Source organism: Sphingobacterium suaedae, assembly GCF_042684625.1.
Lineage (GTDB): Bacteria > Bacteroidota > Bacteroidia > Sphingobacteriales > Sphingobacteriaceae > Sphingobacterium > Sphingobacterium suaedae.
In genome coordinates, this window is the sequence record NZ_JBHULR010000004.1 from 593,974 (window position 1) to 609,305 (window position 15,332).

16 protein-coding genes are annotated in these 15,332 nt (G+C 42.8%); 13 read left to right on the forward strand and 3 right to left on the reverse strand.

Features of this window, described 5'->3' with window-relative positions; all coding sequences use genetic code 11:
- Nucleotides 1-6: 6 nt before the first annotated feature.
- The 7 genes from murG (at nt 7) to ACFSR5_RS12080 (ending at nt 8,317) form a co-directional block, all read left to right on the forward strand.
- Complete coding sequence (murG, locus tag ACFSR5_RS12050) at nt 7-1,107, forward strand: undecaprenyldiphospho-muramoylpentapeptide beta-N-acetylglucosaminyltransferase (RefSeq protein WP_380904071.1); 1,101 nt, start codon at nt 7-9, stop codon at nt 1,105-1,107.
- Nucleotides 1,107-2,462, forward strand: a complete 1,356-nt coding sequence (gene murC / locus ACFSR5_RS12055) for a UDP-N-acetylmuramate--L-alanine ligase (RefSeq protein WP_380904363.1) — start codon at nt 1,107-1,109, stop codon at nt 2,460-2,462. The genes murG and murC overlap by 1 nt, the downstream gene beginning before the upstream one ends.
- Nucleotides 2,455-3,282: a cell division protein FtsQ/DivIB gene (locus ACFSR5_RS12060; protein WP_380904073.1), complete on the forward strand. Its 828-nt coding sequence runs from the start codon at nt 2,455-2,457 to the stop codon at nt 3,280-3,282. The genes murC and ACFSR5_RS12060 overlap by 8 nt, the downstream gene beginning before the upstream one ends.
- Nucleotides 3,283-3,336: 54 nt before the next feature.
- On the forward strand, nt 3,337-4,701 hold the full coding sequence (gene ftsA, locus ACFSR5_RS12065; RefSeq protein ID WP_380904075.1) for a cell division protein FtsA: 1,365 nt from the start codon (nt 3,337-3,339) through the stop codon (nt 4,699-4,701).
- Between the two features lie 140 nt (nt 4,702-4,841).
- Nucleotides 4,842-6,560: a cell division protein FtsZ gene (ftsZ, locus tag ACFSR5_RS12070; RefSeq protein WP_380904077.1), complete on the forward strand. Its 1,719-nt coding sequence runs from the start codon at nt 4,842-4,844 to the stop codon at nt 6,558-6,560.
- Between the two features lie 269 nt (nt 6,561-6,829).
- Nucleotides 6,830-7,015 carry a histone H1 gene (locus ACFSR5_RS12075; RefSeq protein WP_380904079.1) on the forward strand — a complete coding sequence of 62 codons (186 nt, stop codon included), beginning with the start codon at nt 6,830-6,832 and terminating at the stop codon, nt 7,013-7,015.
- A 159-nt stretch (nt 7,016-7,174) separates the two neighbouring features.
- Nucleotides 7,175-8,317, forward strand: a complete 1,143-nt coding sequence (locus ACFSR5_RS12080; RefSeq protein ID WP_380904081.1) for a sugar phosphate isomerase/epimerase family protein — start codon at nt 7,175-7,177, stop codon at nt 8,315-8,317.
- Nucleotides 8,318-8,339: 22 nt separating this feature from the next.
- On the opposite strand, the gene ACFSR5_RS12085 is transcribed toward ACFSR5_RS12080, so the two are convergent.
- Nucleotides 8,340-8,987: a response regulator gene (locus ACFSR5_RS12085; protein WP_380904083.1), complete on the reverse strand. Its 648-nt coding sequence runs from the start codon at nt 8,985-8,987 to the stop codon at nt 8,340-8,342.
- A 291-nt stretch (nt 8,988-9,278) separates the two neighbouring features.
- Between ACFSR5_RS12085 and mscL the strand changes: the two genes are divergently transcribed.
- The 5 genes from mscL to tsaB all read left to right on the forward strand — a co-directional run bounded on the left by mscL (nt 9,279) and on the right by tsaB (nt 11,462).
- Nucleotides 9,279-9,686 carry a large-conductance mechanosensitive channel protein MscL gene (mscL, locus tag ACFSR5_RS12090; RefSeq protein WP_380904085.1) on the forward strand — a complete coding sequence of 136 codons (408 nt, stop codon included), beginning with the start codon at nt 9,279-9,281 and terminating at the stop codon, nt 9,684-9,686.
- 237 nt (nt 9,687-9,923) lie between these two features.
- A complete protein-coding gene (gene rpmH / locus ACFSR5_RS12095; RefSeq protein WP_003002285.1) occupies nt 9,924-10,082 on the forward strand; it encodes a 50S ribosomal protein L34 in 159 nt (52 codons plus the stop codon).
- Nucleotides 10,083-10,132: 50 nt separating this feature from the next.
- Complete coding sequence (locus ACFSR5_RS12100; protein WP_380904088.1) at nt 10,133-10,546, forward strand: ribonuclease P protein component; 414 nt, start codon at nt 10,133-10,135, stop codon at nt 10,544-10,546.
- A complete protein-coding gene (gene yidD / locus ACFSR5_RS12105; protein WP_380904090.1) occupies nt 10,509-10,763 on the forward strand; it encodes a membrane protein insertion efficiency factor YidD in 255 nt (84 codons plus the stop codon). The genes ACFSR5_RS12100 and yidD overlap by 38 nt, the downstream gene beginning before the upstream one ends.
- Before the next feature lie 6 nt (nt 10,764-10,769).
- Nucleotides 10,770-11,462 (forward strand): tRNA (adenosine(37)-N6)-threonylcarbamoyltransferase complex dimerization subunit type 1 TsaB, encoded by a 693-nt coding sequence (gene tsaB, locus ACFSR5_RS12110; RefSeq protein ID WP_380904092.1) that lies wholly within the window; start codon nt 10,770-10,772, stop codon nt 11,460-11,462.
- On the opposite strand, the gene ACFSR5_RS12115 is transcribed toward tsaB, so the two are convergent.
- Complete coding sequence (locus ACFSR5_RS12115) at nt 11,457-12,359, reverse strand: CorA family divalent cation transporter (RefSeq protein WP_380904094.1); 903 nt, start codon at nt 12,357-12,359, stop codon at nt 11,457-11,459. The two genes, tsaB and ACFSR5_RS12115, sit on opposite strands and share 6 nt — an antisense overlap.
- A 149-nt stretch (nt 12,360-12,508) precedes the next feature.
- Complete coding sequence (locus tag ACFSR5_RS12120) at nt 12,509-13,126, reverse strand: OmpH family outer membrane protein (RefSeq protein WP_380904096.1); 618 nt, start codon at nt 13,124-13,126, stop codon at nt 12,509-12,511.
- A gap of 216 nt (nt 13,127-13,342) precedes the next feature.
- Between ACFSR5_RS12120 and gyrB the strand changes: the two genes are divergently transcribed.
- Nucleotides 13,343-15,301 (forward strand): DNA topoisomerase (ATP-hydrolyzing) subunit B, encoded by a 1,959-nt coding sequence (gene gyrB / locus ACFSR5_RS12125; protein ID WP_380904098.1) that lies wholly within the window; start codon nt 13,343-13,345, stop codon nt 15,299-15,301.
- The last annotated feature ends 31 nt before the right edge of the window (nt 15,302-15,332 follow it).

Genomic DNA, 15,332 nt, shown 5'->3' on the forward strand with positions numbered 1-15,332 from the left:
ATAACTATGGCTCATCGTGTGATAATAAGTGGAGGAGGGACGGGAGGACATATTTTCCCGGCTATTGCGATTGCAAATGCATTGCGTCGCCTAGAGCCAGATATTGAGATTTTGTTTGTCGGTGCTCTTGGTCGGATGGAGATGGAACGTGTTCCTGCAGCGGGGTATGAAATTGTGGGGCTCGATATCCGTGGGATAGACCGTAAGTCGTTGGTTAAAAATCTATCGTTGCCGTTTAAGATGATGGGCAGCTTGTTAAAGGCGAGACGTATTCTCCGCGACTTTAAAGCAGAAGTTGCTGTTGGTGTTGGTGGATTTGCTTCTGGTCCCTTGTTGATGATGGCCAATCGTATGGGGCTTCCGACGTTGATTCAGGAGCAAAACTCGTACGCGGGAGTGACGAACAAACGGCTTGGGCGCAAAGCGAGCCGGATTTGTGTGGCTTATGAAGGTATGGACCAATTTTTTCCGGCCGAAAAGATACAGCTAACAGGCAACCCGATTCGTCGCTCATCCGTTGAAATTAGGGGAAGAGAACGGGAAGCGTTGGCATCTTTTGGTCTTCAAGAGGGCAAAAAGACCATTTTAATAACGGGAGGCAGTTTGGGGGCCAAAACGTTGAATGATTGTGTGTTGGCTGGTTTGGATAAATTTGTAGGGGCGGATGTGCAGGTGATCTGGCAATGCGGAAGCTATTATGCCGAAGCGTTACAAAATACGCTTCAAGACAAGTTGCCCAAGAACATTGTGCTACTTCCTTTTTTACAGCGAATGGACTATGCGTATGCAGCGGCTGATTTGGTCGTGTCGCGCGCTGGAGCCGGGACAATTTCTGAGTTATGTGCGGTGGGCAAGCCGGCTGTGCTGGTGCCGTCCCCCAACGTAGCAGAGGATCATCAGACGAAGAACGCGCAGGCATTGGTTGGTAAACAAGCTGCCGTATTGGTATCGGATATTAGCGCGCGTATAAATTTGGTGGACACCGTCTTAACGCTTCTCGCTGACGAATCTCGGTGTTTTGAATTGGGCGAACGTATTAAAACGCTGGCGATGCTGAATGCGGATGAGGTTATTGCAAAAGAAGTATTGAAGTTAATTAATAGATGATGAATCTGGATCATATAAAACGGGTTTACTTGCTTGGGATTGGCGGTATCGGCATGAGTGGACTAGCGCGATATTTTAAACATTTGGGTTGCGAGGTTCGCGGGTACGACAAGACGGAGACCGAACTGACGCAGGCTCTAATTCATGAAGGTATTCCGGTGACGTATAATGACAGCTTAGAGGAGTTGCCTCTTATTTATCGGGTGCCGTCGGAGGAAACCTTGCTTATCTATACGCCAGCTATTCCGAAGGATCTGCGTTTGAAAAACCATTTATTGGCGGAGGGATGTACGCTGTACAAACGTTCCGAGGTGCTGGGAATCATTAGTGGAAGTCGTTTCACAATTGCTGTTGCTGGTACACATGGTAAAACAACGACATCCACTATGATTGCTCACATTCTGAAAGATTCAGGTTATGATTGTTCTGCGTTTTTGGGTGGAATCAGTTCGAATTACAATACAAACGTATTATACGGACAAAATAACGTGGTCGTTGTCGAGGCGGATGAATATGACCGGTCTTTTCTGACATTACATCCGAATATTGCGGTCGTTACATCGGCTGATCCAGACCATTTGGATATTTACGGGGATGAAGAGCACCTTGTGGATTCTTTTCGGCTTTTTCTCCAGCGCGTGGTCGATGGCGGTACATCGATCGTCAAAAAAGGATTGCCTTTCGAGGGTTCAATAAGCTATGCGAAAGAGGATGTTTGTGATGCGTACGCAACGGATATCCGGGTTGAGCAAGGTGAATTTTATTTCGATTATGTGTCTGTGTGGGGAACGATCGCAGATATACACTTGGGTATTCCTGGCTTACATAATGTAGAGAATGCGGTGGCTTCTGTCACCGTAGCGTTGAAACTTGGAATAGCGGCTGAAAAGATCAAACGCGCCCTGTCTTCTTTTCGTGGGGCCAAGCGGCGGTTTGAATATATTGTTAGGAAACCGAATGCAATCTATATTGACGATTATGCACATCATCCAGAAGAGTTACGGGCATTTCTGACATCCATGAAGCGATTGTACCCAAACAAGCAGTTAACGGTAGTTTTTCAGCCCCATCTATTTAGCCGGACACGGGATTTCGCAGCGGGATTTGCGGAAGTATTGGCGTTGGCTGACGAGTTGTTGTTAATGGATATTTATCCGGCGAGGGAGCTACCGATCGACGGCGTAACTTCGGCCTGGCTGCTGGAAAAGGTTGCGTTGGAGAACAAGCGCCTGGCATCGCCTTCGGAGGTATTGGGTATTATAAGTGCCGAAAAACCGGAATTGGTAGTGACTGTCGGGGCTGGAGATATTGATAGATTGGTAAGACCATTAAAAGAAATTTTGGAGCATGTTTAGAGCGATACGTAACATACCGTGGAAGTTGCTTGGGTATGCTTGCCTGGCTCTAATAGCCTTGGTAGGGGTGGGTATGTTGATGAGCTTGGTGAAAAAAAAGGACGTAACGCAAACCTGTACATCGATGCGTGTAATGGTTGAAGGAAAAGAAACCTTTATCGACCAACATGATATATCAGATTTGGTAAAGTCCAAATTTGGTCGTGTGGTCGGTCGGCCGTTGAACCAGATTCCGGTAGAAAAAATAGAAAAGGCACTGCTGGAATTGCCTTATGTTTCGGCCGCAGAAATTTTTGTAGACATGGACGGGGTTTTGCAGGTTTCGGTTCAACAACGTGAAGTTGTGCTGCGGATCGTGAATAAGGTTGGACAAGAGTATTATATCGACACGAAGGGAGCAAAGGTGCCTGTGACCTTAAAATATGTTCCACATGTGTTGGTGGCTAACGGGAATATCCGAGAGGGGTATAAACGGGCGTTAGATACGGTGCAAACGAACCTAGTGAAGGATTTGTTAACTATTGTTGATCACGTAAAAGAAGACCCTTTATGGAGCAACCAGATTGTTCAGCTCTATGTAAATGAGCACCAGGATATAGAAATTGTACCGCGTGTAGGGACACAACAGCTTGTTCTGGGAAATGCAGAGCAGTTGGATAGAAAGTTAGACAGATTGGTTGTGTTTTACAAAAAGATCTTGCCGAAGGTGGGGGCAGACGCGTACCGCACGGTAAATGTGAAATACGACGACCAGATTATCTGCGAGCGAAAGGAAGGATGGGTGTTAGATAGCTTGCAGCTGAAGATGAAAATGAATTAGAAAAACACAAGAACAAGAATATATACAATATATACAGCAACAAATACACAGCATATGAAACCAAGATTAGCAGAAAACGAAAAGGAGAATCCAATCATCGTCGGATTGGATATCGGCACAACGAAAATTTGTGTGACAGTCGGTCGTCGCAGCGGCACGAATAAGATCGAATTGTTGGGTGTGGGTAAGGCGGAATCTTCGGGGGTGAACCGCGGCGTGGTGGCCAATATCCAAAAAACTGTGAGCAGCATTCGGGAGGCTGTTTCGATCGCCGAGTCGCAATCCAACGTGGATATTAAAGTGGTCAATGTGGGTATTGCGGGTCAACATATCAAAAGTATTCAACACCGGGGAATTTTGACAAAACGTGATTATGATGAGGTCGGCCGCCTTGATGTGGAACAGCTTATTTCGGATATGTATAAATTGGTTCTTCCTCCGGGAGAGGAGATCATTCATGTTTTGCCTCAGGAGTTTACGATCGATAATGAACCGGGGATTAAGGAACCGATTGGGATGGCAGGCCGTCGCGTTGAAGCTAATTTTCATATTATTTCCGGACGTGTGACGGATATTCGCAACATAAAGCGTTGTGTAGATAATTCCGATCTGGAGGTGTCTTCTTTGGTTTTGGAACCTCTAGCATCATCTGAGGCTGTGTTGGATGAAGAGGAAAAAACTGCTGGTGTTGTTTTAGTGGATATTGGTGGAGGTACGACGGACGTGGCGATTTTCCACGAGGGTATCATTCGTCATACGGCTGTTATCCCATTGGGAGGAAATATTGTAACCGAAGATATCAAACAAGGCTGTTCTGTGTTGCGTAATCAAGCTGAGCAATTGAAAGTACGTTATGGTTCAGCTTTAGCTGATGAAAATAAGGACAACGAGGTGATTTGCGTTCCAGGTATCCGCGGCCGGGAAGCCAAGGAAATTTCTGTGAAAAACCTAGCGTACATCATCCAAGCACGGATGGAGGAAATCATCGAGCATGTCTATTATGAAATCAAGTCGTCCGGTTATGAGGATAAGCTGATTGCAGGAATTGTAATCACTGGTGGTGGAGCGCAACTGAAGCACTTGGTGCAACTGGTCGAATATATCACGGGGATTGGGTGCCGTATCGGATATCCAAATGAGTACTTAGCAAAAACAGAAATGTTGAATCGTCAGGCTTTGGAGGAATTGAAGAGTCCGATGTATGCGACGTCAATTGGTTTATTGATCAAGGGTGTGCAGGCTATTGAAGATGATGAAGCGACACAGCAGGAGGCTGTCTCTAAAAAAGTATCGAAAGAGAAAGTAACGGAGATTGCGGAGGAAAAGCGGAAAAAAGAGAGTTGGTTCACCAAAATTTTATCGGATTTTATTAAAGATGATGCCGGAATCGACGATGACACATTTATTGGAAAAAAGTAAGTTTTCCACAACGTTTAAGTTTTCCACAATTTAACAAATGTGGAAAACTCTTGTGAGGATTTTGGTATTATTACATTTGAATTGTTGAACCTATTGAGGTTTTTCTAAGTGGTTTAACAAGAGTTAAATAGGGTATTTTTATGTCGATACAATTTGAAATGTTAAAGGAACAATCATCAATAATTAAGGTTATTGGGGTTGGTGGTGGCGGTGGCAATGCCGTTAACCACATGTACAAGCAAGGTATTAGTGGGGTGGATTTCATCGTTTGTAACACCGATGCACAGGCGTTGGAATTGAGTCCTATTCCGAATAAAGTACAGTTGGGTGTGAGCTTGACAGAGGGTATGGGTGCAGGCGCTGATCCAGATGTAGGGGAAAACTCTGCTATCGAAAGTATTGAAGATATCAAACGTATGTTAGGTACCAATACGAAGATGTTGTTTATTACTGCTGGTATGGGTGGTGGTACCGGAACTGGTGCAAGTCCCGTATTGGCGAAAGCAGCTAAAGAACTGGGTATTTTGACTGTCGCTATTGTTACAACACCCTTTACATTCGAAGGTAAACGACGTCGTTCGCAAGCTGAGGAAGGTTTAGGAGAGTTACGTAAGTATGTAGATTCGTACTTGGTAATTTCGAACGACCGGTTGCGGGAGATATTCGGAAATCTGACCATGACTGCAGCTTTTGCTAAGGCAGATGATATTTTGACGACAGCAGCGAAAGGTATCGCGGAAATCATCACAATTCCTGGATACGTGAATGTGGATTTCAAAGATGTTCGAACCGTGATGAACGATAGCGGTGTAGCCATTATGGGTAATGCCGTGTCGAAGGGTGATAATCGTGCTATCGAAGCAGTCACTGGAGCGTTAGCTTCGCCGTTATTGAAAGATAATGAGATCGAAGGCGCACGTTATATCTTATTGAATATCACGTCGGGTAAGAAAGAGGTGACCATGGACGAGGTAGCGATCGTGACTGATTATATTCAAGAGAAGGCTGGTTTGTCCGCGGATTTGATTTGGGGAAATTGTATCGACGAAAAATTAGAAGACGAACTGTCTGTGACTATCATTGCCACCGGTTTTCAGACAGCAGAAGAGCGCGTTAAAGAGAAGGAAAAAGAGAAAATTGCGTTACCCTTAACACCTGAACCTGTAGCAAATCAGTTTGTAAAGCCAGTGGTTCAGAATCAGTTTGTTGCAAAGGCAGAGCCTGCAGCATCTTCACAAACTTATATAAAGCCTGTACAAAATACGGTGGTAGCATCACCTATAGCGCCTGCTGCGCCACAAGTCGACCTGTTTACATCACCAAAGCCAATTCATTCGGCTATTGCTAAGAATGAGGAGCCTCAGGTGATCCGTCATACCTTAAGCTTCGAAGAACCGACTGCAGAGGAAGAAACGCAAGAAGAGGTGGGAGGTTTTGAATTGAAAACATCGCCATCCATGTTTGAGTTTAAGTTGCCTTCTGTCTTTGATGCATATGCGGATAAGTCAGAACCGGAAATCCCTGCAGGAGAATCGGAGCCAGTGTCTCAAAATACCTATGCGGATGAGTCTACAGCAAAGATAGAGCTGGCATCGGAACCGAAGGAGATCGATTTTGAAGATCAGTTGATGAAAACCAAAGAGCGTATCTTGCGGCTGAAGGAGCTGAGTATGAAATTGAAATCCAGCAATGGTCTTCAAGAGTTGGAAAACGAACCTGCCTATAAAAGAAGGCAGAAATCGTTAGATGACGTACCGCATTCGTCACAATCGCAAGTGTCTCGTTTTACCTTATCGTTTGATGAGGGGGAGACGGAGATCCGTCCGAACAATTCGTTTTTGCATGATAACGTTGATTAAATCTTATCCTATTTAATATCTGAAGAAGACAGCTTTTATGCTGTCTTCTTTTTTGTATCCTATTGTTGCTTGTATTGGTTGGCCTGCTAGGATGCGGCTCAGTACCTGTGATTCAATGATTCTGAAATTCAACAGATGCATGCATCACTACATACTGATTCGCTATGGAATTGGAAAGTTTTTATAAAAATTTTTTTATTTGAGAAAAGATACTATTTTTATGAAGTTGTTAATTATTAATACATTATAAAACTTAAATCATTTCAATTATGGCTAATTTTGATAAATTCAACGAATTAAAAGCATTAGTGGATGGTCTTGGCGCTGACGCCGAAAAATTCTTTTCGAAAGGAAATAGTGCAGCTGGTACACGGGTGAGAAAAGGATTGCAAGATATAAAAAATTTGTCGCAGGAATTGCGCTTAGGTATACAGGAGTTGAAAAACAAGAAGTAATCTTCTCCATTTAGCGAGTCAAACAAGCCCTTGCGATCAAGGGCTTGTTCCGTTTATCGTAGTTGTTTGGGGTGGTGCTTCGTATGCTGATCAGGTTTCGATATTGCATAAACACCGTAAAATCTCTAAGTTTACTTCACAACTAATGTGCAGAGATATATGTTAAAGAAATGGAATAATCCTATTTGGGTAATGAGTTCGGCGTACGATAAATTGTCGCTTGAGGAGTTAATTACGACCTCTAAGGCTGTGGGTGCTCAGGGAATTGACTTGTGTGTATTCCGGAGGGATGGAACACGTGAAGATCACACAGCAACTCATTTGCAATATGAGCGCTTTACTGCGGAGGATGGCCGTCGCTTAGTAGATATGTTTAATCTATCCGGATTGAAGCTTTCTTTAGGCGCATTCGAAAATATGATTGGCGGAGAGCCTTCTGAGCGTCTGAAGAATCAAAATCATTTGTTGCGTTTGATCCGGATCGCACACTTATTGGGAGGAGATGCAAATGATGTGAAAGTCGGAACATTTGTTGGGTATAATCATGAGCTCGGTAACAGTATAGACGGATTTCAAAAAAATCTGGAGGAATATAAACGGGTATTTGAACCGATAGTCCGCTATGCAGAAGATCTGGGCGTAACTATTATCTATGAGAATTGTCCGATGGAGGGCTGGCGCTCCGCACGCTACATGACGACGTATAACAATCTGCCGGCCGTTCTAGCTGCACGGAAGTTGATGTATACGTTGATTCCTAGCGCGGCACATGGAGAGATCTACGACCCTTCACACGATATTTGGCAAAATACAGATCCGGTGGAGGTGATGGAGCAAATGGACATCCAAAGATTGAAGCGAATCCATGTCAAGACTACGCGGAATCTTCGAACAAAAGCACGTACGGAATGGGGAGGCATATATCCTATGCAATATGTGGACGTGACGTTGGCTAGTCAGGCAGGTGTTGATATCCCAAAAAACGATTGGGACCGTCATCATTACGAAGCGATGTTGCCAGGATTTGGTGGGACAGATCATATGGATTGGAATGCCTTTGTAGCTGTGTTGCACCGACGCGGGTTTAACGGGCCTTTTGAGATTGAAAATGAGGCTCGCAACTCAAAGGACACGGGTAACCTAAAGGCCATCAATCAAGGCTTTGAAGCATGTATCCGCTTCCTGTCTCCATTGCTTTGGGAACTAGACACAGAACAGGGGTATGTCTATCCGGGCGGAGAGGAATTGTCTGTTCCGACGGTCCGCGATATTCCAGAAGTAACAATGGACAAGTTGGTTTAGAAGATAACCGAGGAGCAACGGATTATTGTTGCTCTTCGCTATGCAATTTAAAAAGTTCGATGAGTTCGGGGATATTGTTTACATTTAGTTTTTCGAAGACGCGGCTTTTATAGGTGCTGACAGTGGATGAACTTAGATCCATCAACGTTGCTACTTCTAGTATTCCGAGTCCTTTGATTAAATGCTTTGCTACATCCATCTCCCGGTTGGAAAGCTTGTGAAGCGGATTGTTTTCATCAAATAGGGATTTGCTTGTTGTCAGTTTTTGGATGTAAAGCTCCTTGACCGCTTCAGACATATATTTGCCGCGGGCCATAATGCTTTGTATTGCATTCTTTAGTTCCGACATCGCCGTGTTTTTATTTAAATACCCACAGGCGCCGGCGCTGATATAGCGAAGTGCATACAGACTCTCTTCGTAGGATGAGAAGATGAGTATTTTTAGCTGAGGTTGTAGGGCGAGTATTTCTTTGACCACTTTAATGTTATTTCCGCCGGGCATATTGATATCCAACAGCAATAGCTCAAACCCTTCTTGATGAAGATGAGTATACACTTCATCGTACGTTTGAGCTTGTAAGATTGTTGCGTCGGGAATACTTTCTTTAATGATGACAGAAGCGCCTAATCGCACAATGCTGTGGTCGTCTGCTATTAAAATCTTTTTCATCGTATGGGAATGGTTAATTTTTTACACGGTTTAACTAGAATAATTCCAGATGATTAGCAAAGATAGGAAAAAAGTCAATCAAAGAAATGTCATAAGGAATTTAACTAAATTATTTATATTAGAAATACGAAGGGTGAGAAACAGCTGTTTGGGTTTTATAGCGGTATTTCTTGTTGTGAAAAAAAATTGAACCCTAAGGCGGTGTTGTGTATTTTGGTATAAAAATTGGTGCAAAAAACTGATTTATTAATTATATTATTTATTTATTGATTGTTTTTAACTAGTTGAATTATGGGTTTTCTAAAGGAATTTAAAGAATTTGCGATGCGCGGCAGCGTTATTGATCTGGCTGTCGGTGTTGTTATCGGAGGTGCATTTGGAAAGATTGTGACCTCTTTAGTGGATGATATCATTATGCCACCGATAGGATTTTTGACCGGAGGAGTGGATTTCTCGAACATGAAGTATGTTATTACAGAAGCCAATGAAGCGTCAGGGATCGCGGAAGTTGCAATTAAATACGGCAATTTTATCAATGTTATTATTCAGTTTTTGATTATCGCATTCTGTATTTTCTTAGTAATAAAAGGTCTTAATTCGTTAAAGAAGAAAGAGGAAGCTGCACCATCTGCTCCAGCCGCCCCAACGAAAGAAGAGGTTTTATTGACCGAGATTCGCGATATTTTACGTACTAAATAGAATACGGGGACGATTTAAGATTGCTTGTCTAGCCGGTCGTGTGTGGACGGATTTCTGGCTAGGCAGGTAGTTTTTTTGTCAGGCACGAATGTGACCGTCATAACTGCTTTTACAGCCTCAAAGTTTTTTAGATAAATTTAAAAGATTGCTTGCTTCTTTTGTAAAGAAACTGTATTTTTGCGTTCCCATAAAGAGGGACGGATTGATTAAAAATATTAAAACAAGCATAATAGCGTCATGAAAAGAACATTTCAGCCTTCGCAAAGAAAAAGAAGAAATAAACACGGATTCAGAGAACGTATGAGTACAGCTAATGGTAGAAGAGTATTAGCATCTCGTAGAGCTAAAGGAAGAAAACGCCTTACTGTATCAGACGAATACCGTCACAAAGGATAATATACGTTGCCGGTGACTCCTCCGAGCCTGTGAGCCGGCGATTGGTCACCATGAAGAACTATACATTTAAAAAAGAAGAACGATTATGTAGTAAGAGGCGAATTGACCGTCTTTTCCATAATGGTTCTTCTTTCGTTGTATATCCCTATCGGGTCGTCTATTTAAATGTAGAATCGTTTGAGGATATTGCGAGCCCTTCGCAATGTATTATTTCCGTTTCTAAACGAAAGTTCAAGCGTGCCGTCGATCGGAATCGTTTAAAACGGCAAATGCGTGAGGTCTACCGTCTGCAAAAGTCCGTATTGTATGAGTTTCTTCAAGAACATTCCTTACATTTGCTCGTTGCCTTTCAGTATATAGGAAAAGACGATGTTCCTTATGTGCAATTATTTCAACGTATGGGGACTGTTTTAGGTAGATTACAAGATGAAATTCATAAACTTAATTTGGCAAAAGGTGATTAAGTGGCCTTTGCAGGCGCTTTTCATCTTGATCATTCGTTTTTATCAGATTTTTATTTCCCCATTTCTAGGTGCCAATTGTCGGTATACACCAACTTGTTCGCACTATGGAAAAGAGGCGATCTTAAAGTATGGCCCGTTTAAAGGAGGCATGCTCGCCATTCGACGTATTTTACGATGTCATCCATGGGGGGGACATGGACACGATCCTGTACCTTGATTGCGTATGAAAGATAGTTATATTTTACAAATAGAGACCGCTACTCCCGTTTGTTCGGTCGCGCTTAGTAAAAATGGGAAGACTGTGGGAGTGGTGGAAGCAGACGAGCCTAACCTGCATGCGAGTCATTTGACTTTGTTTATAGCGGAAATACTGAGAGAAGAAGGTATCGGATTTTCCGCGTTATCAGCTGTGGCTGTCAGTAAGGGACCGGGGTCTTATACAGGCTTACGTATCGGTGTGTCTACGGGCAAAGGGCTTTGCTACGGTTTGGATATTCCACTGATAGCCATAGATACCTTGTACGCGATGGCTACGGGTTTTTTAGAGACGCGGAACCGGAAGGAGGGGAGGACGACACTTGTACCCATGATTGATGCGCGCCGAATGGAAGTTTATATGGCGCAATACGATATTAATCTTTATCCTCAAGAAGCTACCAACGCCCAAATTATCAATGAGTATTCATTTGGAGATGGGGGGAGCTATGTTTTGTTTGGAAGCGGTGCGGATAAATTTGAAACCCTGTTTGAAAAGCACAAGCACATTCATATCGAAAAATCGTTTATGAATTCAGCTTCTTTTATGTCGTCAATAGCATTTGCTAAATTCCAGGACGGGGCTGTGGAAGATGCAGTACATTTTGAACCCTATTATCTCAAGGATTTTGTAGCAACGACACCAAAGCAACGGTTATAGCCATTTACGTTTTTTAAACCAATAATAGATTAACAAAGCTAATACCGCCATCCCCAGCATAATGGCGGGGTAGCCGTAATACCATTCTAGTTCTGGCATGTGTTTGAAATTCATGCCGTATACGCCTACGATAAAGGTGAGCGGCATAAAAAAAACGGATATAATCGTCAGTGTCCGCATGATATCATTGGTATGATTCGATTCGATATTGAAATATACGGATAGGAGCTGAGCCGTATTCTCTGCGATATTTCGGTAAAGTGTGGAAGACCGGGAATAAATATCCTTTAGGTCCTGTGTATAGATATTTTTGAACGCAGACAAATGGAAAAAGTCTACAATATCCCTGTATAGGGTGAGGATAATACGGATCAGGTCGATCTGTCTTTTAATGTAGTAAAGCTGCCTAAGAAAATCTTTTTTGCGTTTATGAAGAAAGACCATTTCTTCGTAACTGTCCAACTGCTTATTCAATTTGTTGATGACGAGGCTTTCAAATGTTTTTAAAGCTTCGGACGTGAGATGGTTGATAAAGAGCTTGCTGGAGTGAAGTTTGGTAAATGGGAAATTATCTACTAGCTTTTCAAGATAATCGATTGTGCCCCTATGCACGGTAATGACAAAATTTTCGCCGAAGAAGACCGATACGCGTTCGGTGATTTCTGTTAATGTGTCCGAAAAGTTGTCAAAGCGAACGGGAATAGAGCGGATAATCAAAAAATGATAGTGCTCGAATTCCTCGATTTTTGGTAGCTGTCCGATCTGTAAACAGTCTTTGATAGAAGCTTCATGGAGCTGATGGGTTGTTTTCAATTCTGCAAAATCTGCTAAGGTTGGCTCTGAAATATCGATCCATTCAAAGGATGCTTGGTCAGTCGTTACAATTTTTCTTACCATTGGTTGCTCAGTTTCACAAGAGCAAGGTATTAATCCTTTGGAATATATGCAAATAAATGGTACGGGGCGCTGCAGCATTTAGGCAGACTGGGTGTAAAACAAAACGAGCTTTCTGATGTCAGAAAGCTCGTTTTTGCGGCGGACAATATTTATTTTTTGTCGCTGGCTTTTTTGTCTTTGTATTCTTTATTCAAGGCATCAATAACATTCGCGGTAATGTCTAAATTTTTATCCGCGTAGAGTACAGTCGGATTTGATTTTGAGTAAGTCAATACCAACGTGTATCCGTTGTCTTCTGCATGTTTCTTCAGGTATTCTGTGATTGTATTGTATACGTTGTTAAATTCGGTTGACTCATCTTGAGCAATTGATGCCGAAGCATTCTGATCCAATCTTCCTAATTCGTCTTGTTTGCGAGCTAATTTTTCTTCCGTAGCTTGGCGATCGGAGGCGCTCATAGTAGCAGCCTTCTGTTGGTACTCGGCTACTTCGCGTTGGAATGCTTGTCCTTTAGACTGTAGGTCACTTTGTGCTTTCTTTACCTTAGCTTCTAATTTGGCGCGGATATCTTTAAAATATTCGTACTTTTCAGAAAGGGTGTCGGAATTAATATAGACAATTTTTTCTTCTTTGACGGTTGACGAGGTTGTCGAATCTCCTGAAGGAGTAGTGCTTCCTGTTTTCGCGTTTTGATTACACGAGACAGCAGCAAGCGCAACGACTAGTCCCAATGTTACTTTTGATAAGGTTACAAATAATTTATTCATTCTAATCTATTTTTCGAGTTTTCAATTTTAAAAAACAAACCTAATACAAAAAAATTAAATTTTCACCGATCCGTGATGGAAACTTCGAAAAAATGTCGTTTTGTCGGCATTTTGGAACCGTCGTTTTCGGGACGTTTTGCGTCTGTGAATGTTTGATTTTTAGCCAAAAAAATCGTATTTTTGACTAATAAACAATACTCATTTTAATTTTATTTCATGAGCGAAGAAAAGAAGAATACATCGACGTACTCAGCCGATAATATCCAGGTTTTAGAGGGATTAGAGGCGGTACGTAAGAGGCCTTCCATGTACATTGGTGACACCGGTGTGAAAGGTTTGCACCATTTGGTATATGAGGTTGTTGATAACTCGATTGATGAAGCTGTTGCGGGATACTGTACCGATATTTTTGTCGCTATTCACGAAGATAATTCGATTTCTGTTAGAGACAATGGTCGTGGTATTCCGACAGGGATTAATAAAAAAGAAAACAAATCCGCTTTGGAGCTGGTCATGACTGTTCTCCATGCTGGAGGAAAGTTCGATAAAGATACGTACAAAGTATCAGGAGGATTGCACGGAGTGGGTGTTTCGTGTGTGAATGCGTTATCTACCCACCTTTCAGCGGTTGTTCATCGGGAAGGAAAGATTTTCCAACAGGAATATGAAAAAGGGAAGCCCCTTTATGATGTAAAAGAAATTGGTGAGAGCGATATTACGGGTACAACGGTTACCTTCCACCCAGATGCCGAGATCTTTACCATGACTACGGTATACAATTACGATACATTGGCGAATCGCTTGCGGGAACTTTCCTTTTTAAATAAGGGGGTCCGTTTGACGTTAACTGACGAACGGGAGATTAATGACGATGGATCATTTAAGTCAGACGTATATTTTTCGGAAGGTGGGTTGAAGGAGTTTGTTAAATTTTTGGATGGTACCCGCCAACCGCTTATACCTGAACCAATCCATGTTGAAGGGATAAAGCAGGGCATTCCGGTGGAGTTGGCGTTGCAGTATAACGATACGTATTCGGAGAATGTACATTCCTATGTCAATAATATCAACACAATCGAAGGCGGTACGCATGTTGCCGGTTTTCGTCGCGGACTAACGCGGACACTGAAAGCATATGCGGATAAATCCGGTTTACTGAAGAATCTGAAAGTCGATATTACGGGAGATGACTTCCGTGAAGGATTGACTGCTGTGGTTTCTGTAAAGGTGGCCGAACCTCAATTTGAGGGACAGACCAAAACCAAGTTGGGAAATAACGAGGTGATGGGAGCTGTGGATGTTGCTGTAGGAGAGATTTTGGGTATTTATTTGGAAGAGAATCCGCGAGAAGCCAAAGCGATAGTACAAAAGGTTGCCATTGCGGCTCAAGCGCGTGCGGCAGCTCGTAAAGCTCGAGAGTTGGTGCAACGTAAGACAGTAATGGGAGGTTCTGGCCTTCCAGGAAAACTGGCCGATTGTTCTGACAACGATCCAGAAATGTGTGAGATTTTCTTTGTCGAAGGGGACTCTGCGGGTGGAACTGCCAAACAGGGACGTAATCGCCGCTTTCAAGCGATTATGCCATTGCGTGGTAAGATTCTGAATGTGGAGAAAGCGATGGAGCATAAAATCTACGAGAATGAGGAAATCAAAAATATGTTTACGGCGTTGGGCGTAAGCGTTGGCACGGCGGAGGATTCGAAAGCGTTGAACTTAGACAAACTTCGTTATCACAAAATCATCATCATGACCGATGCTGACGTAGATGGTTCGCACATTGCGACACTCATTCTGACGTTCTATTTCCGGTATATGAAAGAGTTGATCGAAAAAGGTTATGTATACATCGCAACACCTCCGCTCTACCAAGTTAAGAAGGGAAAGGACTTCGAATATGCATGGAATGAAGATCAGCGGTTGGCTGCAATACAGCGTTTGAAAGGTGCAGGGAAAGAAGATTCGGTGCACGTGCAACGTTATAAAGGTCTTGGTGAGATGAATGCGGAGCAGTTGTGGCAAACGACGATGGATCCGGAGCATCGTACATTACGCCAAGTAACGATACAAAATGCCGCAGAATGTGATCGTATATTCTCCATGTTGATGGGGGATGAGGTAGCACCCCGCCGCGAGTTTATCGAGCGCAACGCCCGGTATGCAAAAATTGATGTGTAAAATTCTATGGTGTATTATGCTATAAAAAATC

Coding starts and splice junctions, on each gene's coding strand:
- murG (WP_380904071.1), top strand. CDS start 7: ATGGCTCATCGTGTGATAATAAGTGGAGGAGGGACGGGAGGACATATT.
- murC (WP_380904363.1), top strand. CDS start 1,107: ATGAATCTGGATCATATAAAACGGGTTTACTTGCTTGGGATTGGCGGT.
- ACFSR5_RS12060 (WP_380904073.1), top strand. CDS start 2,455: ATGTTTAGAGCGATACGTAACATACCGTGGAAGTTGCTTGGGTATGCT.
- ftsA (WP_380904075.1), top strand. CDS start 3,337: ATGAAACCAAGATTAGCAGAAAACGAAAAGGAGAATCCAATCATCGTC.
- ftsZ (WP_380904077.1), top strand. CDS start 4,842: ATGTCGATACAATTTGAAATGTTAAAGGAACAATCATCAATAATTAAG.
- ACFSR5_RS12075 (WP_380904079.1), top strand. CDS start 6,830: ATGGCTAATTTTGATAAATTCAACGAATTAAAAGCATTAGTGGATGGT.
- ACFSR5_RS12080 (WP_380904081.1), top strand. CDS start 7,175: ATGTTAAAGAAATGGAATAATCCTATTTGGGTAATGAGTTCGGCGTAC.
- ACFSR5_RS12085 (WP_380904083.1), bottom strand. CDS start 8,987: ATGAAAAAGATTTTAATAGCAGACGACCACAGCATTGTGCGATTAGGC.
- mscL (WP_380904085.1), top strand. CDS start 9,279: ATGGGTTTTCTAAAGGAATTTAAAGAATTTGCGATGCGCGGCAGCGTT.
- rpmH (WP_003002285.1), top strand. CDS start 9,924: ATGAAAAGAACATTTCAGCCTTCGCAAAGAAAAAGAAGAAATAAACAC.
- ACFSR5_RS12100 (WP_380904088.1), top strand. CDS start 10,133: ATGAAGAACTATACATTTAAAAAAGAAGAACGATTATGTAGTAAGAGG.
- yidD (WP_380904090.1), top strand. CDS start 10,509: ATGAAATTCATAAACTTAATTTGGCAAAAGGTGATTAAGTGGCCTTTG.
- tsaB (WP_380904092.1), top strand. CDS start 10,770: ATGAAAGATAGTTATATTTTACAAATAGAGACCGCTACTCCCGTTTGT.
- ACFSR5_RS12115 (WP_380904094.1), bottom strand. CDS start 12,359: ATGGTAAGAAAAATTGTAACGACTGACCAAGCATCCTTTGAATGGATC.
- ACFSR5_RS12120 (WP_380904096.1), bottom strand. CDS start 13,126: ATGAATAAATTATTTGTAACCTTATCAAAAGTAACATTGGGACTAGTC.
- gyrB (WP_380904098.1), top strand. CDS start 13,343: ATGAGCGAAGAAAAGAAGAATACATCGACGTACTCAGCCGATAATATC.